Origin of the sequence: Halomonas sp. SCS19 (genome assembly GCF_040147015.1) — a bacterium.
Taxonomy (GTDB): domain Bacteria; phylum Pseudomonadota; class Gammaproteobacteria; order Pseudomonadales; family Halomonadaceae; genus Halomonas; species Halomonas litopenaei.
Window position 1 is genome coordinate 1 of the sequence record NZ_JAMSHN010000002.1, and the last position, 24,992, is coordinate 24,992.

Annotated in this window: 20 protein-coding genes; 11 read left to right on the forward strand and 9 right to left on the reverse strand. The window is 64.6% G+C overall.

Annotated elements, in window-relative coordinates:
• Positions 1-1,806: retention module-containing protein (locus NFH97_RS20695; protein WP_349625520.1), on the reverse strand; the 1,806-nt coding region annotated here is incomplete at its 3' end.
• Positions 1,807-2,275: 469 nt separating this feature from the next.
• Complete coding sequence (gene pyrC / locus NFH97_RS20700) at positions 2,276-3,316, reverse strand: dihydroorotase (protein WP_349625521.1); 1,041 nt, start codon at positions 3,314-3,316, stop codon at positions 2,276-2,278.
• A gap of 260 nt (positions 3,317-3,576) precedes the next feature.
• Between pyrC and NFH97_RS20705 the strand changes: the two genes are divergently transcribed.
• The gene (locus NFH97_RS20705) at positions 3,577-4,095 is read left to right on the forward strand and encodes a hypothetical protein (protein WP_349625522.1); all 519 of its coding nucleotides are present in this window, start codon (positions 3,577-3,579) and stop codon (positions 4,093-4,095) included.
• A 207-nt stretch (positions 4,096-4,302) separates the two neighbouring features.
• Here the strand turns inward: NFH97_RS20705 and NFH97_RS20710 are convergent, their stop codons facing one another.
• Together NFH97_RS20710 and NFH97_RS20715 are read right to left on the reverse strand one after the other, a co-directional pair.
• Positions 4,303-5,544, reverse strand: a complete 1,242-nt coding sequence (locus NFH97_RS20710) for an NAD(P)/FAD-dependent oxidoreductase (protein ID WP_349625523.1) — start codon at positions 5,542-5,544, stop codon at positions 4,303-4,305.
• Between the two features lie 136 nt (positions 5,545-5,680).
• Entirely contained in the window at positions 5,681-6,142 is a 462-nt protein-coding gene (locus NFH97_RS20715; RefSeq protein WP_349625524.1) for a tellurite resistance TerB family protein, read from the reverse strand.
• Between the two features lie 120 nt (positions 6,143-6,262).
• On the opposite strand from NFH97_RS20715, the gene NFH97_RS20720 reads away from it, so the two are divergent.
• Entirely contained in the window at positions 6,263-6,730 is a 468-nt protein-coding gene (locus NFH97_RS20720) for a DUF3592 domain-containing protein (protein ID WP_349625525.1), read from the forward strand.
• Between the two features lie 128 nt (positions 6,731-6,858).
• The gene (locus NFH97_RS20725; RefSeq protein WP_045993008.1) at positions 6,859-7,479 is read left to right on the forward strand and encodes a TetR/AcrR family transcriptional regulator; all 621 of its coding nucleotides are present in this window, start codon (positions 6,859-6,861) and stop codon (positions 7,477-7,479) included.
• Positions 7,480-7,551: 72 nt separating this feature from the next.
• On the opposite strand, the gene NFH97_RS20730 is transcribed toward NFH97_RS20725, so the two are convergent.
• From NFH97_RS20730 to NFH97_RS20740, 3 genes are all read right to left on the reverse strand, one after another.
• Positions 7,552-8,196, reverse strand: coding sequence for a lysozyme (locus tag NFH97_RS20730; protein ID WP_349625526.1), 645 nt, complete (start codon positions 8,194-8,196; stop codon positions 7,552-7,554).
• A gap of 406 nt (positions 8,197-8,602) precedes the next feature.
• Entirely contained in the window at positions 8,603-9,910 is a 1,308-nt protein-coding gene (locus NFH97_RS20735; protein WP_349625527.1) for an ArgE/DapE family deacylase, read from the reverse strand.
• A gap of 228 nt (positions 9,911-10,138) precedes the next feature.
• On the reverse strand, positions 10,139-10,837 hold the full coding sequence (locus tag NFH97_RS20740) for a GntR family transcriptional regulator (RefSeq protein WP_349625528.1): 699 nt from the start codon (positions 10,835-10,837) through the stop codon (positions 10,139-10,141).
• Between the two features lie 258 nt (positions 10,838-11,095).
• On the opposite strand from NFH97_RS20740, the gene NFH97_RS20745 reads away from it, so the two are divergent.
• The 6 genes from NFH97_RS20745 (at position 11,096) to NFH97_RS20770 (ending at position 19,124) form a co-directional block, all read left to right on the forward strand.
• Positions 11,096-12,793: an ABC transporter substrate-binding protein gene (locus NFH97_RS20745; RefSeq protein WP_083970426.1), complete on the forward strand. Its 1,698-nt coding sequence runs from the start codon at positions 11,096-11,098 to the stop codon at positions 12,791-12,793.
• A 95-nt stretch (positions 12,794-12,888) separates the two neighbouring features.
• Positions 12,889-13,869 carry an ABC transporter permease gene (locus NFH97_RS20750; protein ID WP_045993011.1) on the forward strand — a complete coding sequence of 327 codons (981 nt, stop codon included), beginning with the start codon at positions 12,889-12,891 and terminating at the stop codon, positions 13,867-13,869.
• On the forward strand, positions 13,866-14,699 hold the full coding sequence (locus NFH97_RS20755; protein WP_045993012.1) for an ABC transporter permease: 834 nt from the start codon (positions 13,866-13,868) through the stop codon (positions 14,697-14,699). The genes NFH97_RS20750 and NFH97_RS20755 overlap by 4 nt, the downstream gene beginning before the upstream one ends.
• Before the next feature lie 3 nt (positions 14,700-14,702).
• The gene (locus tag NFH97_RS20760) at positions 14,703-16,463 is read left to right on the forward strand and encodes an ABC transporter ATP-binding protein (RefSeq protein WP_349625529.1); all 1,761 of its coding nucleotides are present in this window, start codon (positions 14,703-14,705) and stop codon (positions 16,461-16,463) included.
• Positions 16,463-17,893 carry an FAD-binding oxidoreductase gene (locus tag NFH97_RS20765; protein ID WP_349625530.1) on the forward strand — a complete coding sequence of 477 codons (1,431 nt, stop codon included), beginning with the start codon at positions 16,463-16,465 and terminating at the stop codon, positions 17,891-17,893. Before NFH97_RS20760 ends, NFH97_RS20765 begins: the two co-directional genes overlap by 1 nt.
• A 109-nt stretch (positions 17,894-18,002) precedes the next feature.
• The gene (locus NFH97_RS20770; protein WP_349625531.1) at positions 18,003-19,124 is read left to right on the forward strand and encodes a pyridoxal phosphate-dependent aminotransferase; all 1,122 of its coding nucleotides are present in this window, start codon (positions 18,003-18,005) and stop codon (positions 19,122-19,124) included.
• Between the two features lie 303 nt (positions 19,125-19,427).
• Here NFH97_RS20770 and NFH97_RS20775 read toward each other — a convergent pair whose 3' ends face one another.
• Entirely contained in the window at positions 19,428-20,255 is an 828-nt protein-coding gene (locus NFH97_RS20775; protein ID WP_349625532.1) for a 2OG-Fe dioxygenase family protein, read from the reverse strand.
• A gap of 306 nt (positions 20,256-20,561) precedes the next feature.
• Here NFH97_RS20775 and NFH97_RS20780 point away from each other — a divergent pair, with 306 nt between their 5' ends.
• The gene (locus NFH97_RS20780; RefSeq protein WP_349625533.1) at positions 20,562-22,370 is read left to right on the forward strand and encodes a putative bifunctional diguanylate cyclase/phosphodiesterase; all 1,809 of its coding nucleotides are present in this window, start codon (positions 20,562-20,564) and stop codon (positions 22,368-22,370) included.
• 258 nt (positions 22,371-22,628) lie between these two features.
• Positions 22,629-23,432, forward strand: a complete 804-nt coding sequence (locus NFH97_RS20785) for a lipopolysaccharide biosynthesis protein (RefSeq protein ID WP_349625534.1) — start codon at positions 22,629-22,631, stop codon at positions 23,430-23,432.
• Positions 23,433-23,634: 202 nt separating this feature from the next.
• Here the strand turns inward: NFH97_RS20785 and NFH97_RS20790 are convergent, their stop codons facing one another.
• Positions 23,635-24,978 carry a UDP-glucose dehydrogenase family protein gene (locus tag NFH97_RS20790; protein WP_349625535.1) on the reverse strand — a complete coding sequence of 448 codons (1,344 nt, stop codon included), beginning with the start codon at positions 24,976-24,978 and terminating at the stop codon, positions 23,635-23,637.
• Positions 24,979-24,992: the final 14 nt, after the last annotated feature.

A 24,992-nucleotide genomic window follows, 5' to 3' on the forward strand; every position in this document is an offset into this window, starting at 1 on the left:
CGTGCCGTACTGGCCGGCGCCCGTCGGCGCGTCCAGTGCCACGCTGGCCGGATCAGCCTCGGTGGTGTCGGCGCCGGTGGTGTCGTTGGACAGCACATTGCCGGTGATCGACGCGGTCTCCTCGGCAATAGTGTTGCTGTCATCACGAGCCTTCGGCACATCGTCGTTGACGTCGATGGTCAGACTGGTCGAGGCCGTATCGCCATCGCTGTCGGTAACGACGATGGAGAACTGATCCGCCAGATCGTCGCTGCCGGTGCCCTGGCTGGTGTGGTCCTGGGTGCTGCCATCCAGGGTGTAGCTCCAGCTGTACTCGCCGTCAGAGACACTGACGCTCAGGGTGCCGTAGTCGCCTTCGACCGTGCCGCCGCCCGTCACGTTCTGGCCGTTGATCACCAGCGAGGCCAGGCTGTCGCCACCGGTGGTGATCGGCAGACTGCCGTTGGTGCTCTGGCTGCCGTCGCCTGCCGCGCTGCCGCCCGGCAGTCCGGCTTCGCTGACGCTGAACTGACCACCTTCGGCATCGGGGGATTCGTCCGGCACGCTGACGGTGGGCGTGGAATCCGCCGCCACGGTGACGGTGAACACCGCGTCGCTGGTGTCGCCATCGGCATCGCGGATGGTGTAGTCGATGACCGCATCGCCCTCGAAGCCTGCCGCCGGGGTGAAGGTCACCTCACCGGTGTCGCTGTCGAAGCTCACACTGCCCTGGCTCGGATCACGCAGGGTGGCGTCGGTGACACTGGCACCATCAGCGCCCTGAACATCGCTGGTGCCGTCGGAATTGACCAGCACGTTGTAGGTGACCGCTGTGTCCTCGCCGGTCGTGGTGGCATCATCCACCGCCTCGGGCGCATCGTCGAGAATCGCGATATCCAGAGTGCCACTGGTGGTACTGCCATCGCTATCGACAGCACTAATCTCGATGCTGTCGACCACGCCATCGTCGGTTGCTCCGTCGACGCTGTCGTTGTCGACGTTGTCGGTCAGATCGTAGGTGTAAGCAACGCTACCACCGGTGTCATCGCCGCTATAGCTTGTCAGCGTCAGGCTGCCCAGGGGCGTCTCGATGGTCAGCGGATTGCCGGACAGGCCATTGAGTCGATCCAAGCTGATCGGACCACTGCCGCCAACGGTAATGAACGACAGGCCATCGGGAGCGGATACACCAAAACTGCCACTCGCTGATGTCGCGGCGGAGCCTGATGCACTACCGCCAGGAAGTCCCGCCTCACTGACGGTCTGTTCGGCAGAGGAAAAGCCGATATCGGCGCTGCCTGCTGCTCCCGCAGGCCCATCGAGCCCCGTCAGGGTGACGGACTCGTCCTCATCGGCCGCGGTCCCGCCATCCTGCTCCTGAACGTCGTAGACCTCGCGCTGATAGCCGTACTCGAACGACAGTGGCGACACTTCCTCGACGATACGCAAAAGACGCACGAAATCGTGCCCGCCCTCGGCGCCGGCGCCCCCCGCGGAGCCAGCGGCAGGAGCTTCCAACGCCTCGAGCAGATCTCCTTCGCCCTCTTCGAGCAGCGCCAGGACCCTGGCGACCTCGGCGTCTTCTATCACCTCGTCATCGGCCGACCCTTGCTCGTTGATCGCCTCGCTAATCGCCACCTCGACTTCGCCACCGAGCTGCGCCAGGCGGGTGCCGTCGGGTTGCACGAGGTTCACTCGAGCGCCGGTTTCGGTGATCACCACCTCGCCCCCAGTCAGGCGGTCGCCCTCGGCCAGGGGCCTCAGATTGCCTTCCGCATCTCTGGCCCAGGCTTGGCCGGTAACTTGTACGACGATGGCGATGATCATAGGGGGGCGTCTCTCTTTTTTTGGATGACAGACCTAGGCCTTGTGAACAAAGGGATGACAAACCTAGTCCGGCAGCAACAAAACTGTGCTTATGCGCACATTACATGCATGGGGTATAGGTCAATACTGTACTAGAGGACAATGAACTACCTCTAATCCAATGGCCCAACTTTTCCATGCCTCTTCGCTACCCCTTTGATGCTTCACGTCAGTCCTTGTCGAGCCCTCCTCCAATACAGAGCCGCCTCCCCTGGCATTCCCCTGGCCCGCACCTCGGCGCTGGCCAGGCGCCAGATACGAAAACGGCGCGCCCTTTTGGGGCGCGCCGTTTTCGTGGTCAAGAAACCCTGAGCCATATCATCAGGGCTAGCTAAAGCAGATTATCGTCCAGAACATCTCATCCAAGTATGAGGACGGCGTACCAGGCCGCGGCTCGAGGTCGCCACGTCAGGTCATAGCATCAGGTCTGTCAGTCCTGGCGCATCTTCCAGCCCAGGGTTTCACCGGCACGCAACGGCACCAGCGTCTTGCCTTCGCCAAACGGCAGTTCCGCCGGTACCTGCCACTCGACCTTGTCCAGGGTGATCGAGTCGCTGTTGCGCGGCAGGCCATAGAAGTCGGGACCGTGGTGACTGGCGAACCCTTCCAGCCGATCCAGCGCGCCGGCCTGTTCAAAGGCGGTGGCGTACAGCTCGATGGCCGTCAGCGCGGTATAGGCGCCGGCACAGCCACAGTCACTTTCCTTGTCGTGACGGGCATGGGGCGCGCTGTCGGTGCCGAGGAAGAAGCTCTTGTCGCCCGAGGTCGCCGCCTCGATCAGCGCCTCGCGATGACGCTCGCGCTTGAGGATCGGCAGGCAGTAGTAATGCGGGCGAATCCCGCCCACCAGCATGTGGTTGCGGTTGTAGAGCAGGTGATGAGCGGTGATGGTCGCGCCGATATTCGACGGCGACTCGGCCACGAAGCGCGCCGCGTCGGCGGTGGTAATATGCTCAAACACCACCTTGAGATCAGGATGACGGGACAGCAGCGGCTTCATGACCCGCTCGATGAACACCGCCTCGCGATCGTAGATGTCGATCTCGTGATCGGTCACCTCGCCATGCACCAGCAGCGGCATCCCCAGCCGTGCCATGGTGGCTACCGCTTCCTCGCAGTGACGCAGATCGGTCACGCCTGAGTCGGAATTGGTGGTGGCCCCGGCCGGATACAGCTTGACCGCCTGCACCTTGCCGCTGCCCCAGGCCGTCTCGATGTCTTCCGAAGTGGTGCGATCGGTAAGATAGAGGGTCATCAGCGGTTCGAACTGGCTTTCCGCAGGCAAGGCAGCCAAGATGCGTTGGCGGTAGTCCAGTGCCTGGTCCAGATTGGTCACCGGCGGCTTGAGGTTCGGCATGATGATCGCACGGCCCATCTGGCGGGCGGTATCGGCCACCACGGAGGCCAGAGCGACGCCGTCGCGCAGGTGAAGGTGCCAGTCGTCGGGCCGGGTCAAGGTAATCGCAGTCACTTGTTATCCTGTCGTCGAGTGATCCATGGTCGGGCGCAGTATACCGTAAAGGGCAACGTTTCATGGCCCAAACGGGGTGAGATTTCGCGTATCATTCGAGGGACATGCGCGCGGATCTGATCCGCACCGTCGAGGAGTCGCGGCACGTTACCATCGATGTCCGGGGCGATACGTTGTCAAGGCGCCGTCAACGAGCCGACGAGTCCCAGGGCCTCTGGCCGCGCGCAGACTTATTACAGAAACATCCTAGCGAGAGTTACATGCCCAAGGTTCGTCACTACGCCGACCTCGTCGCCACCCTGGCAGGCCTGATGTGGCTGATGCTTTACTGGTCGATCAGCGTGTCGCTGCATATCGGCAGCGCCGAGCCGGCCCTGGCCGCCCTGCTGCTGCTCGGCAGCATGATCCTGGTGAGCTTCGTTCACCGCCCGGTGCGAGTGATGCTGGGCCGCTACCACGTCCGCAAGCGGCGCACGGAGATGTGGATGCACATCCTGGCGCTGCCGCTGAACCTGGCTTTTCTGCTGGCCATCGGCATCGACCATCTGATTACACCGATGAGCGGCGCCCAGAAGATGCTGCTGTTCAATGTACTGGCGACGGCCAGCTGGCTGGTGTTCCTGGTGACGCTGCTGATCAAGCTGCTGGCACGCGCCCTGGCCGATCGCCGCGGGTCATCCGGCGCCGAGCCTGCTCTCTCGACCAATAGCTCGACCGATACTTCAAACAACAGTAACTCAGCCTCCGTCCTTCACCGTCGTGACGCCGACGAGGCCTGATAAAGGCCTCAGATCATGACGGGGCCGACGTCTGGTCACCGACTGGCCCCAGCCTGACCAACCCCGCCGCCGCCGACAACGGCGCTTGCACGCAGCTTGCCCGCCGCTTCCCCACCTCTTTCGCCCTCGCTGACAGCCACGCCATACCGCCCCATGCAGAGGCGGCATGGCCCCGGACTGCCGGCATGGGCCGGCGCCAGCGCGGGATCAGAAGCGGTCCACCCTGAACGGCGCCATGTCGATGTCCGGCTGCTCGCCATCGATGACCTGCGCCAGCAGCTTGCCGGTCACCGGGCCCAGGGTGAAGCCCTGATGACCGTGGCCACAGGCCAGCCACAAGCCTGACTGCCCGGGTACGCCACCGATCACCGGCTTCATGTCCGGGGTACAGGGTCTGGCGCCTTTCCATGGCGTGGGCTCGAGACGCTGCCCCAGCGGAAACAGCTTGCGCGCCTGCTGCTCCGCTGCCTCCAGCTGTTCCAGGTGGGCCGGCGCATCAAGACGCTCAAGCTCGGCGCCCGTGGTCAGGCGAATCCCGCTGCTCATGGGCGCCAGCAGATAGCCTACCTCGGCGTCCATCACCCAGTGGGTCAGCCTGGCGTCATCCGACTGACCATAGTGCATGTGGTAGCCACGCTTGACGAACAGCGGGATCGACAGACCCAGGGCCTTCATCCAGTCCTGTGACCAGGGGCCCAACGCCATCACCAGCCCATCTGCCTCCAGGGTGTCGCCCGAAGTGTCGATGCGCCAGGTATCGCCCTGCCGGCGCACATCGGTGACGTCCGCCTGGATGATCTCACCGCCATCATCGGAAAATGACTTGGCGTAGGCGGCCACCAGATCACCCGGATTTGCCACCGTCCAGGGATCGAGCCAGTGGATCGCCCCGGCAAGTCCGGGCTCCAGATCCGGCTCAAGGCGCGCCAGCGCCTCGCTGTCGAGGTAGTCGAAGCGGATGCCGAAGCGCTTGGCATCCAACTCGGCCTGGGCCGCTCGCTCGCCCAGCGCCTTGCTGCTCCGATAGACCTCGAGCCAGCCTTGGCGACGTACCAGCGCGTCGGCACCGGAAGCCTCGATCATCGCCGAGTGGGCCTCCAGGCAGCCGCCTATCAGCGAGGCGTACTCCGGTACGATCTGTTCGTAACGGGCGGGCGCCGAGTTCTGCCAGTACTTGAGCAGCGTCCCGGCGCTTGCGAACATCGCGCCCGGCCGATACCGAATGTCGATCTGACGATTGGGTACCACCCGCAACAAGGTCGCCAGATCGCGCGGGAAGGCATAGGGACGCACCGCCTCGCGCTGGATGATGCCGGCGTTGCCGTAGGAGGTCTCGCGACCGGGCTCACGACGGTCGACAAGTGTGACCTGGTGGCCACGGCGCCTCAGATGCCACGCCACCGACACACCGACCATGCCGGCTCCCACTACCACCATCTTGCGCGACATCATTTCCTCCTTGTCCTATAACGCCTGCTAACGTCTGACGACGAGTGATTACCTGGATATGCCGCCCGTCGCCAGTAAAACCATGGCGACCACGGCGTCATATGCAGAAAACCTTATTGTAACGTCGAGACTTTCGCTACACACCCTCGGCGCGATTCTGTTCGACGATGCGGGTGCGCACGAAGTCCGAGTGGCTGACGTGCAACAACTCCGCCAGGGCGCGGATACGGTGTTCCTCCAGGGCATCCTTCTCGCCGTCGGCAAACGCCAGCGCCCACATCTGCTGTACCAGCGCTACCCGGTCCTGATAGCCGGTGCGGTCACGCAACTCACGCACGAAGCGGTGATGATCCACCGCACCCTCGGCCTCTTCCCGAGCCAGTGTCATCAGCTCGTCCAGCGCTTCGTCCTCGAGTTCGAACTGTTCCTTGAGCTGGCTGCGCATCAACTGGATCTCGCTGTCATCCAGGCGGTAGTCCGCACGAATCACCTCGCACAGCAGTACCACCGTGGCCAGTGACAGGTCCACCCTGGACGACGCATCCTCTTGCTGCGCCACATCATTGATCCAACGCTTCAGGGACGCCATCATCGTCATCGTGTTTTCCTCGTTGTTGCGCCTTCCAAGAGTTGCGCTTTCCAGGAGGCTCATGAACCGCGCGTGACGGAGCCCCCCTGCTTCGCCCTCGACATTCATGGGCTCATTCGGAATACCACCATGCCTCATCCGCTGCTGATCGTCTCCCTCGCCGCTCTGATCGGCGCCGTCATCGCCGGCGTCGGCGCGTACAAGGTCCGCGACGTCAACCGCTGGCCGACTACCGAGGCCACCGTGACCCACACCGAGGTCCGGCTGGCGGAAGCCCAGCGCCACCAGCGCGAGCGAGACGATCAGCAAAGGCGTTACCTGGCATTGCTGCGCTTCGAAGCCACCATCGACGGTCGGCGTATTCAATCCGACAACGCGGGCTTCGATGGCGTTCCCTCCTTCACCCGACAGGAAGACGCCGATGCCTACATCGCCGACTATCCCGTAGGCAGCGTCGTGCGTGTGCGCTACTCACCGCGCAAGCCTGAGCTGATGCATGTGGGCAACGCCTCGCTGCCCTGGGGCCGCATCGGCCTGGCGGGTTTCCTGCTGGTGGCAAGCCTCGGCGCCTTTGCCCTGTTCTCGTTCAAGACTTGAATCACGCCTCACGCCCACTCGCTGTCGCCAGCCCCGCACATCCTGGCGTTGAAACATGAATGTGTAATGCAGACTACAATCGTCCCGACAGCCTGATATCGCCCCCTCCTGGATTGATGGAAGCCACGATGACGTCCGCAGATTCATGCTCTACACCGAAGGGCGAGGCCCGCCGCCAGCGGCTGCTGGCCGCCGCCCGCGAGGTATTCCTGGACAAGGGCTACGCCGGCGCCAGCGTCAATGACATCGTCGCCCGAGCGGGCGGCTCGCTAAGCACCCTCTACAAGCTGTTCGGCAACAAGGAGGGGCTGTTCACCGCCGCCCTGGAAGCCCAGGCCTCCAGTGTCTGGTGTCGACTGGGACAGGCCGGCGAGCGTCCGCCGCAAGAGGTGCTGGAGGAGCTTGCCCGAGACCTGATCGACCTGGCGCTGCCAAACGCCAACATCCGACTGATTCGTGGGATCGCCGCCGAGGCCGAGCGTGCCCCGGAGCTGGGAGCACTGTTTCTCGATCACGGCCCGGATCGTACCCGCCGTGAACTGGCCGACTACCTGCGCGACCAGCATGCCCGCGGCAAGCTGGTGGTAAAGGACCCGCGCACCTCGGCCGGCTTGTTTACCGGCATGGTGCTCGGGGAATGGATGCTCGATTCGCTGGTCGGGCGCCCACCCTCGCTGACACTGGAGGCGAGAGACCACCGCGCACGCTACGCGACCGAGCTTTTTCTGGCGGGGCATGCACCGACTTGAAGATAGGGCTGACTCCTTGCCCCACCCCGCTTCGGGCACCTCTTCTAGCGGGCTCCCTACAAGAAAACTTGCCTAGATGTCAGGCCCGTAGTCACCCTCTTTAAAGATGCGCCACTCCTCGGCGCGACGCCGCTCCAGTCCTGGCATCACCTCGCCGCCAGCGTACTTCCAGGCAAGCCACGCCTGTTCAAGCGTCGCGTAGGGGGTCACCGTACGGGAATCACACAGCATGGCCACCAGTGACGAGTTTGAAAATGCCGCCAGTCCGATATTGAAGGCCAGCAACACCAGGGCATCGAACTGGTGCTGACGAAGACCTCGCGCCCCCACCCAGGGACGACAGGCCTCGAGGCGATCGAGCACCCCAAGCTCCACGTGCCGCAGGTCCTGGCGCAACAGTGACTCCGCCCAGTGCTTGTCGATGCCATTGGCAAACCACGGCCACTGCTGCCGAATGATCAGATGCCCCACACCGATCGTCGCCCCCTTCTGCCAGTGGTGGATGGGCGCTCCGCTCAGGTCGAGATAGGGCATCAGCCGGCAGCCCTCGGCGTTGATCAACCATCGTCGCCCTCTCGGGCTCAGCCGACCGGGCGGAGGACTGACCTCCGCGTCGATCGCATCGTAGAGCGAAACCGGTCTCGGCCCTTTACGCCTTGTCCCGCCGGCTGCGGGATTCTCCTCGGGGTCATCCTTCCCGCCCACTTGTGTTGCCATGCCACCCTCCCTGCCAATTGACGCGAGCTCTGCATGAAATGTCGACATTCCTGAGCCCGCTCGTGCAGCACCCTCCGCTCCACTCCATGGAACAACGCTTTTAGAGTGGCAGCCTGCTGACGGCAAAACCCCGACTCAGGACAACAGAAACCGAGTCGTTCGGCGGTCACAGACGAAAGTGCTCGACCCAGTCAACCTTGGCGGGTCGAGCTTGAGGAGTGGAATTGGGCGGGCTGGACTTGCGGGCGGGTCTTTCGGGCGGGTCTTGCCGACAGGCCTGCGAGTCAGGCTTTCGCGCTGAGCTTGCAGGCTGAGCTTGTGGACCGAGCGTCCAGGCCGGGCTTGCACGGCGATCGTGAGGGCCCGGCCAGGGCTGGCCGGGCCAGCGCTGGCCGGACTATGGGTATCACTGCGGACAGGTATCGGAAGCGGCCTGGCCCTCGGCCCAGCGCCCCCAGCGATACAGAAACAGCGCGTAGGCCTTGAGGGTGTGCTGGATAGAGGCAATCTCGACCCGCTCATCGATGCCATGGATGCGTTCGGCCACGGGCCCGTAGCAGGTCCCGGCGATGCCGTGTCGATTGAGCGCTCGCAGATCCGTGGTGCAGGTCAACGCCACCGAGGGCAGCTCCTCACCGGTCAGCGCACGATGACAATCGGCCAGCAGGGCGACCCCGGGGCTGTCGGTGTCGACGTGGTGGCCCTCGGAGCGGAAGCCGTGAAACTCGACGTCCAGCCCGGAGATACCCGGGCCCAGCGAGGCGCTCGCCGCCTCGACACAGCGCCGCACCTTTTCCATGATGTCTTCCACCCGAACTTCGGGCGCGAAGCCGATACGCCCCTCCAGGGTCGCCCGGGACGGCACGCTGGACGCCCAGTTGCCCCCTTCGATCTTGCCGATATTCAGGTTGAACGGGTGCTCGATCTCGTCATAGGGCGGCTCGCGCCCGGCGTTCAGTTCCGCCTCCAGTGCCTTGAGCGGCGCCACCACCAACTGGATCGCCTCGATGGCGTTGGCCCCGGCGGCGGTATCCAGCACATGTGCCGGCACCCCATCCAGCGACACCTTGAACCACAGGGTGCCGATCTGGGCCGTGGTCAGGGTCGCCCCGAAAGGCTCGGGAATCAGCGCAAAGTCGCCGCGGCCGTCACGGGCCAGGCAGGCCAGCGCGCCATGGCCGGTGCATTCTTCCTCGATCACCGTCTGCAGCGTCAGCGGAAAATCGATGTCGAGCCCTGCCCGCTTCATCGCCGCCACCGCCGTCACCATGGCGGCGATGCCAGCCTTCATGTCGCCAGCGCCGCGCCCGTAAAGCCAGCCGTCCTCCTGCCAGGCTTCCCAGGGCGGACGAGACCACATCGACAGCGGCTCCGCCGGCACCACGTCCAGGTGGCCGTTGAAGATCAGATGCGGCCTGGACGAGGTGCCGTTGATCACCGAGATCAGGTTGTGTCGGTCGACGCCCCTGGCCACCGGTGCCTGCTCGGCATCTGCGCCTTTCTCGGGCAGTGGTACGCGCTCGACAGGCAGCCCCATGTCCAGCAGATGGCTTTCCATCACCTCAAGTACCCCGGCCTCCGCCCCCAGTACGCTGTACTCGCGCACCAGAGCGCTGGTCAGGGCAAGGGTCTCCGGCATCAGTTCGTCGCAGGCATCGAGCAGCCGCCGTTCGTTGGCGTCCAGGGCATCGGTGGATAGTTGTGGTGTCGTCATTGACGGCAAATCCCGCATGTTAAATGTGTTTTACGCGTACTAGTTATGCACCTTCGAGCACCTGCAGCACAAGCCCAGCGCACCCGATACAGGATCTCGCCGCAGCCCTGGGCCCACCGTTCGACCAGGACTTACGTCGCTATTTGAGTCGCAATTTGAATCGGTATTTGAGTCACTGCTGGAGTCGCTAGTTCGACCACGACGTCACTCCCGACGTCGCCCAGTCGTTCAGCCACGCGCCACCCCGGCGTGATCGGCCAACCGCTCGATCACCGAGTCCCTGGCCACGCCAATATGGTAGTCCACCTCGTCCCGGCAGCGCTGAGGATCACCGCTCTTCAGTGCCTCCAGCAGCCGCCAGTGGGAAGCGGCGATGCTTTCGGGGGTCTCGTGGGTACGGGTGATCAGGGTGATGCACAGCCGCAGCTCAAAGCTCAGGTCGTCGAAGGCACGTGCCAGCCGGGCGTTGTCGGCCAGCTCGAACACCAGGCGATGAAAGGCCAGGTCCTCCTCGATCTTGAGCCCCTCGTCATCACCGGCGGCGACCTCGCACAGACGACTGATCTGCCGATGCAGACGCTGCTCGATAGCCGCGTCGAAGCGCACCATCACTCGCTCGAAGGCGTGGCGTTCCAGACCGATGCGCAGATCGAAGACATCGCTCAGCTCGGCCACATCCAGGGTACGCACGAAGAACCCGCGCCGCGGTCGCGATACCAGCAGGCCACGGCTCTCCATCAGCCTGGCGGCCTCGCGTACCGGGGCCCGGCTGATGCCGAGCTCCGCCGCCAGCCCCGCCTCCGACAACCGCTCGCCCGGTGCGAAGCGCGAGGCCAGGATCGCCTCGGTCAAGTAGTCGACCACCTGGTCCACCAGGTTGCGCTGAACCACGAAGGGCGCGGCTGAGGGGTCCCGAGGATTGGCCATGCTCGACTCCCGTAGTTGGCCTGAAGGGTCATACCCCAGTATGACCGCATCCTGCGTCGAACAACAGTCGATTGCCGACTGTCGACAGTTTGTGCCGAGGCTGCTAGGTTCTAAAGGGCTTACGGAAATCCCCAACAACAACAGTCCCGGAGCTGGCCTCAGCGACGCGAAAGCCCGGCAACAGCGCACTGGCAGCGCTTTCTACCCCAGGCTTCACGCACCTCTGGCAACACCTCCGGGCCACCAAGGTGCCCTGATATGACCTCGAACTCCCGCCACCCCCACTTCGCCGCTCTGCCATCTTGCTCGCCGCTGTCCCCCTCGCCCCGGGCAAGCTCGACTCAGGCACGCGCCTCTCGCTTCAACACTTCCCTGCTGACGCTGGGGCTCGCCGCCCTGCTACCGCTGGCGGCCACCCCGGCGCTGGCCCAGGACGACGGCCAAGACGCCCAGCAAGAGGCCACCCAGGAACCCCAGCGGGGCGGTGTCATCGACACCATCATCCAGCCGGAGCCGCCGGGCCTGGTGCTGGGCATGATCCAGAACGCCCCCACCCGCACGGTGGCCGGCAACATCTACGAGGGCCTGCTGCGCTACTCCACCGACATGGAGCCGATGCCGCAACTGGCCAAGAGCTGGGAGATCAGCGAAGACGGCCTGACCTACACCTTCCACCTTCAGGAAAACGCTAAGTGGCATGACGGCGAGGCCTTCACCGCCGAAGACGTGGTGTTCTCCGCCGACGTCTTCCACCGCGACTTGAATCCCAGCGCCCGTGCGGTGCTCGAGCACGTCGAGAGCATCGAGGCGACCGACGACCACACCGTGGTGTTCACCCTGAAGAAGCCCTTCGGCCCCTTCCTGATCTCGTTCGAGGCCGGCACCTTCACCATGGTGCCCGAGCACATCTACGCCGGCACCGACTTCCGCAACAACGAGGCCAACAACCATCCCATCGGCACCGGCCCGTTCCAGTTCGACAGCTGGGACCGCGGCACCGTCATCAAGCTGACCCGCTTCGATGACTACTACGAGGAAGGCCTGCCCTACCTCGATGGCATCAACTGGCACGTCATTCCGGACGGCGCCTCCCGCGCGGTGGCCTACGAGAACGGTACCGTCGACGTGCTGCCCTACGGCACCGTGGAGAACTTCGACGTCCCCCGGCTGACCGCCATGGACAACACCTGCGTGACCGAGAAGGGCCACGAGTACTTCAGCCCCTTCGCCATGCTGTGGATGAACAATCGTGAAGGACCGACCGCCGACAAGCGCTTCCGCCAGGCGGTGATGTACGCCATGGACCGCGAGTTCGCCCGGGACGTGCTGTGGAACGGCATGGGCCAGGTACCGGCAGGGCCGTTTGGCTCCAACGCCAAGTTCAATGACCCCGACCTCGAGGGCTACAGCTACGACCCGGACAAGGCCGAGGAACTGCTCGACGAGATGGGCTACGACGGCGAGGAGGTCACCCTGCTGCCGCTGCCCTACGGCGAGACCTGGAATCGCTGGGCCGAGGCGGTACAGCAGAACCTCAAGGAGGTGGGCATCAACGTGCGCACCGAGGCCACCGACGTGGGCGGCTGGAACCAGCGCCTGGGTGAGCGCGACTTCGACCTGGCCTTCACCTACCTGTACCAGTACGGCGATCCGGCACTCGGCATCTCGCGGACCTACCTGTCCACCAACACCGAGAAGGGCTCCCCCTGGAACAATGTCGAGGGCTACCAGAACCCCGAGGTGGATGAACTGTTCAACGCCGCCGCCACTGCCTATCCGGACAGCGAGCGTGAGCGTCTCTACCACGAGGTGCAGCAGATCCTGCTCGAGGACGCACCGCTCGGCTGGTTGCTGGAGCTCGGCTTCCCGACCATCTACCGCTGCAACGTCAACAATCTGGTGACCTCGGCGGTGGGCGTCAACGACGGCTTCAAGGACGCCTGGATCGCCGACTGAGCCAAAAACGGCGATACGGCGCGGCCCACCACGGGCCGCGCCAGCCCTGATTTTGCTGCTGCCATCACCACAGGCTTACTGCCCGGGACCTCACCATGCTCTACGCCCGCCTGATCATTTCACGACTGTTGAAGGCCGCCATCGTGCTGCTGCTGATCGTCGTGTTCAACTTCGTGCTGATCCAGCTCGCCCCCGGCGACCCGGCGGCCATTCTGGCCGGGGAAGCCGGCGCCGCCGATGAAGCCTTCATCGCCCAGCTGCGCGAGCAGTTCGGGCTGGACCAGCCCATGTATGTCCAGCTGTGGCACTACGTGTCCGGCATCCTGACCCTGGACTTCGGCTACTCCTACCGCCAGCAGATGCCGGTGCTGGACCTGATCCTCGACCGCCTGCCCGCCACCCTGCTGCTGACCGGCACCGCCTTCGTGCTGTCGCTGGTGCTCGGCATCCTCGCCGGCTCCATGGCCGCGATGCGCGTCAAGAAGGCCTCGGGCTCGCTGATCATGGCGCTGGCCCTGCTGTTCTACGCCACCCCGCTGTTCTGGGTGGCGCTGATGGCGGTGGTGCTGTTCTCGGTGTACCTGGACTGGCTGCCCGCCTACGGCATGTTTACCGTCGGCGCCAACCTGGAAGGCCTGGCCTACGCCCTGGACGTGGCCAAGCACCTGGTACTGCCGGCCACTACCCTGGGCCTGTTCTTCATGGCCATCTATACGCGCATGACCCGCGCCTCGATGCTCGACGCCGCCCAGCAGGACTTCGTCAAGACCGCCAAGGCCAAGGGCCTGGCGCCAAGGGTCATCCAGCGCCGCCATATCCTGCGCAACGCCCTGTTGCCGATCATCACCCTGGCGGGTCTGCAGGCCGGCCAGATGGTCGGCGGCGCCATCCTCACCGAGACGGTGTTCGCCTGGCCGGGCATCGGCCGACTGATGTACGAGGCGCTGATGCAGCGTGACTACAACCTGCTGCTCGGCATCTTCTTCTTCTCCGCCGCCCTGGTGATCCTGTTCAACATCGCCACCGACCTGGTCTATCGACTGGCCGATCCACGCATCAAGGGGGCCGCCGCATGAGTTTCTTCGCCCGTTTCGCCCAGAACCGAGGCGCCCTGGTGGGACTGATCATCCTGTGGGCGATCATCCTGATGGCCGTGCTGGCCCCGGTGCTGTTCCCCGAATCCCCCTGGCGCATGGTGCAGCGCCCCTTCCTGCCACCGCTGGCCCAGGACGGCTTCTGGCTCGGCACCGACACCATGGGCCGCAACGTCGCCGCCGGACTGATGCACGGCGCCTGGGTGTCGCTGCTGATCGGTCTGGTCTCCACCGCCGTGGCGCTGGCCATCGGCGTGCCGCTGGGCGCCATCGCCGGCTACTACGGCGGCCTGGTGGACGACGCTCTGATGCGCTTCACCGAGTTCTTCCAGACCATCCCCAACTTCGCCCTGGCCATCGTGCTGGTGGCGATCATGCAGCCCAGCGTGACCTCCATCGTGCTGGCCATCGCCATCGTCAGCTGGCCGCCGGTGGCCCGCCTGGTGCGTGCCGAGTTCATGTCGCTGCGCCATCGCGAATACGTCGAGGCGGCGCGCCTGGTCGGCCAGACCAACACCCAGATCATCCTGCGCCAGATCCTGCCCAACACCCTGTCGCCGATCATCGTGCTGGCCTCGCTGATGGTGGCCACCGCCATCCTGCTGGAGTCGGCGCTGTCGTTTCTCGGCCTCGGTGATCCCAACGTGATGTCCTGGGGCTACATGATCGGCGCTGCACGCACCGTGATCCGCCAGGCCTGGTGGCTGTCGTTCTTCCCGGGCCTTGCGATCCTGTTGACCGTGCTGGCGTTGAACCTGGTCGGCGAAGGGCTCGATGACGCCCTCAACCCCAAACTCGCACGGGAGCGCTGAGCCATGAACACCTTTGACAACAGCACCAGCGGCACCAGCGCATCCACTGCATCGCGCAGCGAACCGGTGAAGGTGCCGAAGGGAGCAACCGCTGGCGATCCTTGCGGCGATCACAGCGGCGATCCAGCCCCGGAACCGATCCTGCGCATCGAGGGCCTGAGCGTCGCATTGCCCGCCGGCGCCGATCGCGAATACGCCGTGGAAGAGCTGTCCTACGAAGTCAGCCCCGGCGAGATCCTGTGCGTGGTGGGCGAATCCGGCTCCGGCAAGTCCATGGCCGCCAACACCGTCATGGGCCTTCTGCCCAAGGGCGTGCGCCCGGTGGCCGGGCGGGTGATGTTCGAGGGCGAGGACGTGCTGACCCTCGACGAGAAGCGTCACCGGGCGCTGCGCGGCAAGAAGATCGGCATGATCTTCCAGGAGCCGATGACCGCCCTTAACCCGCTGATGCGTATCGGCGACCAGATCGCCGAGGTGTTCGAGGCCCACGGCGAGCTCAAGGGCGCCGAGCGTCAGGCCCGGGCGCTGGAGCTGCTCAAGGAAGTCCGCCTGCCCCAGCCCGAACGGGCCATCCGCGCCTACCCCTTCGAGCTTTCCGGCGGCCAGCGTCAGCGGGTGATGATCGCCATGGCGCTGGCGCTGGAGCCGAAGCTGTTGATCGCCGATGAGCCCACCACCGCGCTGGACGTCACCACCCAGGCGCAGATACTCGAGCTGATCGCCGACCTGCAACGTCGCCACCATATGGCGGTGATGTTCATCACCCACGACTTCGGCGTGGTCGCCGAGATCGCCAACCGAGTGTGCGTGATGCGCCACGGCCGGATCGTCGAGATCGGTCGCCGTGACGAGGTGCTCGACAACCCCCGTCACGACTATACCCGGGCGCTGATCGAGGCCATTCCCAGCGACGCCGCGCCGCCCGAGCGCGAGCCAATGGCGCCGACGCCGATCCTCGAGGTACGCGATCTGAATCGGGTATTCCGTTCCCGCGGCGGGCTGTTCAAGCCCTCCCGTGAGGTACGCGCCCTGGACGAGGTCAGCTTCACCCTGTCACGCGGCGAGACCATCGGCATCGTCGGCGAGTCGGGCTCCGGCAAGTCGACCCTGGGGCGCTGCGTCGTGCGGCTGGAGCGCCCCGACAGCGGCGAGATCCTGCTCGGCGGCGAAGACCTGTCCGCGCTCAAGGGCGACGCCCTGCGGCGCCAGCGCCACCGGGTGCAGATGGTGTTCCAGGATCCCTACGCCTCGCTCAACCCGCGCACCCGGGTGGGCATGGCCATCGCCCAGGGCCCCATCGCCAACGGCGTGCCCCGCGAAAAGGCATTGGCCAAGGCCGACGAGCTGCTCGACCTGGTGGGGCTTGGCGGCAGCGCCGACCGCTTCCCTCATGAGTTCTCCGGCGGTCAGCGCCAGCGCATCGGCATCGCCCGCGCCCTGGCACTGGACCCGGAGCTGATCGTTGCCGATGAAGCGGTGTCGGCGCTGGACGTATCGATCCAGGCCCAGGTGCTGGAGCTGCTCGAGGATCTGAAGCAACGCTTCTCGCTGTCGCTGCTGTTCATCACCCACGACCTGCGCGTCGCCGCCCAGATCTGCGATCGCATCATCGTCATGCAGAAGGGCCGCATCGTCGAACAGGGCAGCGCCCAGGAAGTCTTCACCCGACCTCAGGCCGACTACACCCGCGAACTGCTCGCCGCCATTCCCGGACGCGACAAGACCACCGATGACAAGACCAGCAACGAGGAGACCACCCACTGATGGCCGTCACCTCCCAGCAACTATCGTCATCGCTTGCCACCCTGATCGAGACACTGCGCGAGCGCCTGGGCGCCGCCCAGGTGTTGACCGGCGACGACGTGGCAAGCCGCCAGGTGGACTGGCTGAGCGGTGCGCCCTGTCGCGCCGCGGCCATCGTGCGGCCCGGCACCCCCGAGCAGGTAGCAGAGGTGCTCGCCCTGTGCCACCAGGCCCGCCAGCCGATCGTCACCCACGGCGGCCTGACCGGGCTGGTCCACGGCGCCGAGGCGGCCCCGGACGAGCTCGCGCTGTCACTCGAGCGTCTTGCCGCCATCGAGGAGATCGATCCGGTGGCCGGCACCATCACCGTGCAGGCCGGCGCGCCGCTGCAGAAGGTCCAGGAGGCCGCCCGCGAGGTCGGCATGCAGTTTGCGCTCGACCTGGGCGCCCGTGGCAGCTGCAGCATCGGTGGCAATATCGCCACCAACGCCGGCGGCAACCGGGTGATCCGCTACGGCATGATGCGCCAGCAGGTGCTGGGGCTCGAGGCGGTGCTGGCCGATGGCCAGGTGATCAGCGCCATGAGCCCGATGCTCAAGAACAACGCCGGCTACGACCTCAAGCAGCTGTTCATCGGCAGCGAAGGCACCCTGGGCGTGGTCACCCGGGCGGTGCTCAAGCTGCAGCCGGCGCTTGGCGACACCCGCACCGCGCTGGTCGCCTGTCCAGACTTCACCTCGATGACGTCGTTGCTTACGCACCTGCGTGACAGCCTTGGCGGAAGCCTCGCCGCCTTCGAGGCCATGTGGCAGAACCACTTCGCCCTGATCACCGAACAGGAGCGTCATCAGCCGCCGCTGGACACCGACGCGCCCTACTACGCCCTGGTCGAGTCGCTGGCCAACGACGAGGACCACCACCGCCAGCAGTTCGAGGCGGCACTCGAAGCGTCCGTCGAACAGGGCTGGGTGGTCGATGCCGTGATCGCCCAGTCGGAAAGCCAGCGCGACAAGCTATGGGCGATTCGCGATGATATCGAAGGACTGGTGGAGGCGCTTTCGCCGATCATGGCCTTCGACGTCAGTCTGCCGATCGGCGAGATGCAGGACTATGTCGCCGAGGTCCAGGCACGCCTCGAGGCCCGCTGGCCCCAGGTGCGCCTGGCGGTGTTCGGCCATCTGGGTGACGGCAACCTGCACCTGTCGGTGGGTGTGGGCAGCGATGATCCGGACACCCGCCACGAGGTCGAGGGCTGCCTCTACGAGCCGCTGGCCCGGGTCAAGGGATCGATCTCCGCCGAGCACGGCATCGGCCTGGAAAAGCGCGACTGGCTGTCGATCTCGCGAAGCCCCGAGGAACTCGCGCTGATGGCGACGCTAAAGCGCACCCTAGATCCCCATGGCCTGCTCAACCGCCACAAGGTGGTGCCCTGGTCCGTGCCACAGACCTGACCGGACCTGACCTGACCTGACCTATTGACATAAGCCGCTGTCGTAACGCTCTCGGACCACCCTCTGACACGCCTCCGCACCCTTCAAGCCAACTCCCACAGGACATCCCATGGCATCCGATACCCCCACCTTCGCCGACCACCTCTACTCCCCGGGACCGGACAACCCCTTCCCTGGCATCTGGGTGCTGAAGCGCCGTATCGGCAAGGAGATCCCGCACCGTCTGGGCTCCAACGAAGGCCTGGACATGCCCCATCGCGCCCTGCGCGAGCACTTCGGTGACGCCATGGTCGAGCACGTCTACTGCTACGGTGACTCCGAGGCCCTGGGCGTGCGCGAACGCCTCGTCCGGCTGCACGGCTTCGACCTGGACACCCTGCTGGTGGACGCCGGCTGCGACAGCCTGCTGGCGCTGGTGCTGCGGGCCACCGCCCCCGCCGGTACCAGCGTGGTCAGCTCTGCCGGCACCTACCCCACCTTCGGCTACTTCGCCAAGGGCCAGGGCTGCCGCCTGATCGAGGTCGACTACGAGGAGACCGCCGAGCACCTGGCGCCGGACATCGACGCCCTGATCGACGCCGCCCACAGCCACCACGCTCGGCTCGTCTACCTGGCCAACCCGGACAACCCCACCGGCTTCGTCCACGACGAGGCTACGGTCGCGCGGCTGCGTGACGCCCTGCCTGATGACTGCTGGCTGCTGCTGGACGAGGCCTATCACGACTTCCGCGACGACGCCGCCAAACCCAGTTTTACCCGCGCCCTGCCCGGGGTGATTCGCTGTCGCACCCTGTCCAAGGCCCACGGCCTGGCCGGGCTGCGCGTCGGCTACGCCATCGCCGAGCCCGACACCCTGGCGATGCTGATGAAGGTGCGCATCCACTACGCGGTGTCGACCCTGAGCCTGGCCGCCGCCGAGGTGGTACTGGACCACCAGGACGAGACCGACGCCCACATCCAGGCGGTGCTGGAGCGCCGGGCGCGCCTTTCCGAGCACTTCAAGGCGCTGGGCGCCGACGTGCTGCAGAGCGGTACCAACTTTATCGGCATTCGTCTGGCCGACGCGGATCTGGCTAAACGAGTCAACGCCGACCTGCTGGACGAAGGCAAGCTGATCGCACGCCCGGCTCACCCGGCCCTCGGCCACGTGCTGCGCATCACCGCCGTGGCCGATGCCCTCGAGCCCGGGCGGCTTGCCCGCCTCGAGCAGGCGGTGCGTGAAGGAGGCTGAGGCCAAGGCTGAGGCGATGGAAAGTCAGTTTCCAGGCAACGTCTCGATGGCAGGCGAGACCTCAATGGCAGACAGGATATTAACGGCAGGCGAGGTCTCAATAGCAGAGAATATCTCAACAAAAAGTACCGCCAGGCGACCGAGGTCGCCTGGCGGTAATGCTGGGGTGAAGTAAGCGCCGTAGGCCCTATCGCATGCCAGCATAGCAAGCGGCTGGCCCGGGCCCTCGACCCGGACCTCGCCACGGACCCTCAAGGTCGGTGAAACACCACCGACGCCACCTTGCCTGGTGGACGCCGGCCTTCAGCTGGCGCTTTCCAGTATCGCTTCGTTCAACACCGCCTGGGGGAAGTGGCGGCGCAACATGCGATTCTGGAACTCGTCCACGAAGCAGGCGTTGATGATGATGATAAAGCGCTCGAAAGGGGCGCTTGGCTCGCACTGGGTGATCGCATCGACGCTATGGAACAGGCGATCGTCACGCAGGTGCAGCACCTCCCCCGGCGCCAGCGTCACCCGGCCGACTTCCTGCTGGCCGGCCTTGTCCCGATACAGGGTGTTCACCGCCCCGCTGACGTTGTCGCGATTGAGCACCATGATGCTCAGGTACTTGCAGCCATCGGCGTGGATACCCTGCCCCTGCAACGGATCCACGGTGCCGTCACCACGTACACCGGTGATCTGCATCAGAATGGGCGCGCGGCGCTCGAGCCCCCAAAGCTCCGCCCAGGCCTTGACGAACGCCTTGACGTCCTCGCGCTCGGTAAACTCGGGCAACAGCGGCTCGTAGTAGCGCAGCCGATCCGCCATGCTGGCGGCGTCATTGAAGCGCCCGCCCTGGGCCATGGGACACTCGCCCAGGGTTTCAACCTCTCCCTCGTCGTTCAGGTGCAGCCAGGACATGCGCTTCCAGCGGCGATTGACGTAGGGGTCCCGCGGCAGGTCACCAATGAATGACTGCCAGGCGGACAGATCAATATGCGCCAGGCGCGTCTTGCTCCAGGACTGAGAGGCGACCTCCTCCAGGACAGAGAAATCCCAGTACCCGGATTCAGGAATCCGGAGCCCAACGTTGATCGTCTCGATGGCGGCAAGATGCCGACCTTGTGCGACTTTCTGCGCTATTTTCATGTCATTAACCTCGGTTTTGTGCACAAACATGTGCACTTCATGGATGTTGCATATGCAACACCGAGGATCATGTGGAGCGCCCACACAGTGGTCAAATACCGGGAACGAAGAAACTTCGTTGACCAACTTGATGCCAAAAGAGAGTATCTGCGACGTTTATTCCGATAATGGAAAAACTCATTCCGGCGTTTGGTACTCGCTGCTAGCGACAATTTGTACGACACTGCCGATATATGCGGATTCGTTACTTTTGTTCGGGCACACCCTCTGGCACACCTCGCTGCCCTTGCTCAGGAAATGACGCCATTGCACATCGGTGACAGATTCCACGCACCGCGCTCGACCGCTGCCGATGCCGGTAGCGGCGCAGAGAACGCCCTCCCGCTGCCGTCCCTGACGCTCAGCGACTGGCGCTTTCGTGAACTGCTGATGAGCCTTTCACGCGTCGCGGTGCAGGGGTACGACAGGGACAGGCGCGTCATCTACTGGAATGGGGCCAGTCAGGCGCTGTATGGCTACAGCGAGCAGGAAGCCCTGGGCAAGCGTCTGGAACAGTTGTTGATACCGGAGGCCATGGTCGACGCGGTGATCGATGCTCACCAGGCGTGGGTCCACCGCGGCGTGGAGATCCCCGCCGAAGAGCTCGAGCTCAAGCACCGTTCCGGCGCCAGCGTACCGGTGTTCTCCCATCACGTGATGCTGGGCCGGGAGACCGACAATCCGCTGATGTTCTGCATCGACATCGACCTGGCGGGTGAGCGCAAGGCGCGTCGCGATCTGGACTACATGACGCGCTTCGACCGCCTGACCGGCCTGCCCAACCGCCACGCCTTCGAAATCGAGCTCAAGCGGACCCTGGCAGAGTGTCGGCGCCACAACGACAGCCTGTTAATCCTGTTTGTCGACCTCGACCACTTCAACGAGATCAACGACACCCATGGCTACGACTGCGGCGACAAGGTCATCCGTCAGGCGGCCAATCGCCTGCAGGCCTTCCGGCGCAGCGATGACCTGCTCTGCCGCTTCGGTACCGATGAGTTCGTACTGGCCCTGCCCCAGGTGGACATGGCCACAGACGCCATACAGGTGGCAGAGCGCCTGCTGGAAAGCCTCTCCCGCCCGATGCGGGTGGACGGCCGCGAACTGAGAATCCACGCCTCGATCGGCATCAGCACCTTTCCCGACAATGGCAGCGAGGTGCAGGAACTGGTGGGCAGTGCCGACGCCGCCAAGACCCGGGCCAAACTCACCGGCCGCAACACCTACCAGTTCTTCAGCCCCGAGGCCCACGCGGCGATGGTGCGCCAGCACACCATCGCCGAACGCCTGCAGCGCCTGCTCGACCAGGACGGCGGCGGCGAGCTTGGGCTGGTCTACCAGCCCCAGGTGGCTGCCGCCAGCGGCCATATCGACTCCCTCGAGGCGCTGCTACGCTGGACGACCCGGGACGGTGAAGCCATCTCCCCCGCGGAGTTCATCCCGGTGGCCGAGCGCAGCGAACTGATCAAACGCCTGGAGAACTGGGTGCTGCACAAGGTGTGCGAGCAGCAGCGCCAATGGCGCGCCGAGGGCAGCCGCCAAGTGCGGGTGGACGTCAACGTCTCCGGGCGTCACGCGGTCATGCCCGGCATGTTCGAGGCCTTCGCCTCCTGCGTCGCGTCATACGGCCTGGGGCCTCGCGAGATCGGCATCGAACTCACCGAGAACGTGCTGATCGAGGCCGGCCAGGACGTGCTGGACAGCCTGCGCAGACTCTACGACCAGGGCTACAAGATCGCCATCGACGACTTCGGTACCGGCTTCTCATCGATGAGCTACCTCAAGGTGCTGCCGATCACCGCGCTCAAGATCGACCGCACCTTCGTCGCCGAGTGCACCCAGGACCCCAGGGACAGGGCGATCATGGAAGCCAGCATCTTCCTTGGCCACCGCCTCGGTCTCGAGGTCGTCGCCGAAGGCGTCGAAACCGACGAGCAACAGGCGCTATTGCAGGAAATGCGCTGCGACCTGCTCCAGGGCTTCTACTACCACCGCCCCATGGATGCCGATCTGGCGGGGAGGCTGTTGCGTGCCGACAAGTCAGTCCTTTTACCAACAGGTAAAATGAGTCACTAGGCGCGCCCTTTCCAGTTCGGCGACCGTTGCACTGCTCCCTGCGCCTGCCTCTTTACGATGCCCCGGCACGAAGGCCCCTTCACAACCCCAGCCGCTTCATAACAGTCCTTACACGCAGGCGCTTGCGCGATACAACGGCTTCTGTATCCTCTGCAAGGCACCTCGCAATGAATTGTGCCATCGACTTTCTACATAACATTGAACACGCCGCCACCGACTCCTCGGGTACGGCGAAGCGCGAGCAAGGACCCTACTGCAATGGCTAACACCCCCACCCAACCTCCGGAGCACTACTATCCAAGGCCGCCGGCGGATGACGAGATATCGCTGGTCGATATCACCCTGATCCTGGTCAGGCGCTGGAAGATGATGGCAGGGGTGTTTGTGGTCATCGTGCTGCTGGCGCTCGCCTTTGCACTGACCAAGGCCGACAGCTACCGCTACGTGTCGGTCTACCACGTGGCCGAACGCCAACCCAGCGAAGAAGCCGGTGTCGGGCTGCTGGAAACCCCGGAAAGTGTGGTCGCGAAGATCGACAACTACTACTTCGACATGGTGACAAGCCAGTTGCTGGAGGAAAAACCCCTCGACAGGCTCGGCTTCGAGACCACCGCCAAGGCGCCGGAAAACGTGGCTTTCCTGACCCTCTCCTCGGAGGCTGGAGAGGATCGCGCCGAACTGGTCACCGAGTATCACCAAAAGCTTCTGGACACGGTCAAGGCCGACCAGGATGAGCTTGTCGCCAAGCGTCGCGAGACCCTGGAGCAGCAGCTCGCCAGCGCCAACGAGAGTCTCGAGGCCGCCAAGCAGTCCGCCTCCGAGAGCGCCGCCGAACTGGTGGCCACCTACACCGGGAATGTGGTCGACATCGAAGAGAAGCTGGCCTACCTCGCCGAAGGCAATATTCAGCGCGTGGCAGCCCAGAGTCGCGAGCCTGTAGGAACCAGCAAGGCCCTGATCATGGCGCTGGCTATCGTGCTGGGTGGCATGCTGGCGGTGATGGCCGCCTTCCTGGCCGAATTTGCCGGCACGGTGCGCAAGGCGTCAGCCCGCAAGGGCTAATGAGCCTTTAGCTCCCGTTAAGCGGACACAAGCGCCAATCGCATAACGCCCCGAAGGCCATGGCCTTCGGGGCGTTTTGCTTTCAGGTAACTTTCTCGAGCTACTTGATTTCGGTCGACCTTCTTTCGAGCTAGCAGGCAATGCGGCCCACGCACTGTCTGTTAAAACGCTTTCCGGATAGCACCTTCTTCTTCAGCGTTCTTTATGCAACGCCCTCAAGCGAATCACCTCGACCGACGGCGTAGTACATCAGCCCGGCCTGGCGCACGCTCTCGGGGTCGTAGAGGTTGCGGCCATCCACCACCACCGGCATCGACAGCTGGCCCTTGAGCCAGGGGAAGTCCAGCGAGCGGAACTCCTTCCACTCGGTGCAGATCACCAGGGCGTCAGCTCCCTTGACCGCCTGGATGCGATCCCCCGCCAGCATAAGGTCTTCACGCTCACCGTAGATGCGGCGAGTCTCGCCCATGGCCTCAGGGTCATAGGCCTGGACCCTCGCGCCGGCTTCCCACAGGGCCTCCATCAGGGTACGGCTGGGGGCGTCACGCATATCATCGGTATTGGGCTTGAACGACAGCCCCCAGATGGCAATAGTTCGACCCTTGAGGTCACTGTCAAAGGCGTTGGCCAGCTTGGCGAACAGTGTCTGTTTCTGGCGCTGGTTGACCGCTTCCACCGCCCCCAGCAGTTCGGCCTCGTAGTCCACCTCTCGGGCGGTGCGAGCCAGAGCCTGGACATCCTTGGGGAAGCAGGAGCCGCCGTAGCCACAGCCCGGGTAGATAAAGTGGTAGCCGATCCGCGGGTCGCTGCCGATGCCGCGGCGTACCTGCTCCACGTCGGCGCCGAGGCGCTCGGCCAGATTGGCGATCTCGTTCATGAAGCTGATCTTGGTGGCCAGCATGGCGTTGGCGGCGTACTTGGTCAGCTCCGCCGCCCGCACATCCATGAACATCAGCTTTTCCTGCAGACGGATGTAGGGCGCGTAGCACTCCCGCATCAGCTGCTTGACCTTGTCGGAATCAGTACCGACCACGATACGCGCACCGTGGGCAAAGTCCTCGATGGCAGCGCCTTCCTTGAGAAACTCAGGGTTGGAGCAGACGTCAACGTTCAGGCTGACACCGCGCTGCTCGAGCTGCGACTCCACCATCGCCTTGACCCGATCGGCGGTGCCCACCGGCACGGTGGACTTGTCGACTACCACCTTGTCTTCCTGCATATGCTCACCGATGGCCTTGGCCACCGCCAGCACGTACTGCAGGTCTGCGCTGCCGTCCTCATCCGGCGGGGTGCCCACGGCGATAAACTGCAGCACACCATGGTTGACCGCCCTGGTGGCATCGGTCGTGAACTTGAGCCGCCCCGCCGACACATTGGCCTTGACCATGGGCTCAAGGCCCGGCTCGAAGATCGGGATCTCCCCGGCTTCGAGGCGTGCAATCTTGTTCTCATCCACGTCCATGCAGATGACATCGTGACCGACGTCCGCCAGACAAGCACCTGTGACCAGGCCCACGTAGCCGGTGCCAAAAATGGTGATCTTCATCCCTTGTCACTCAC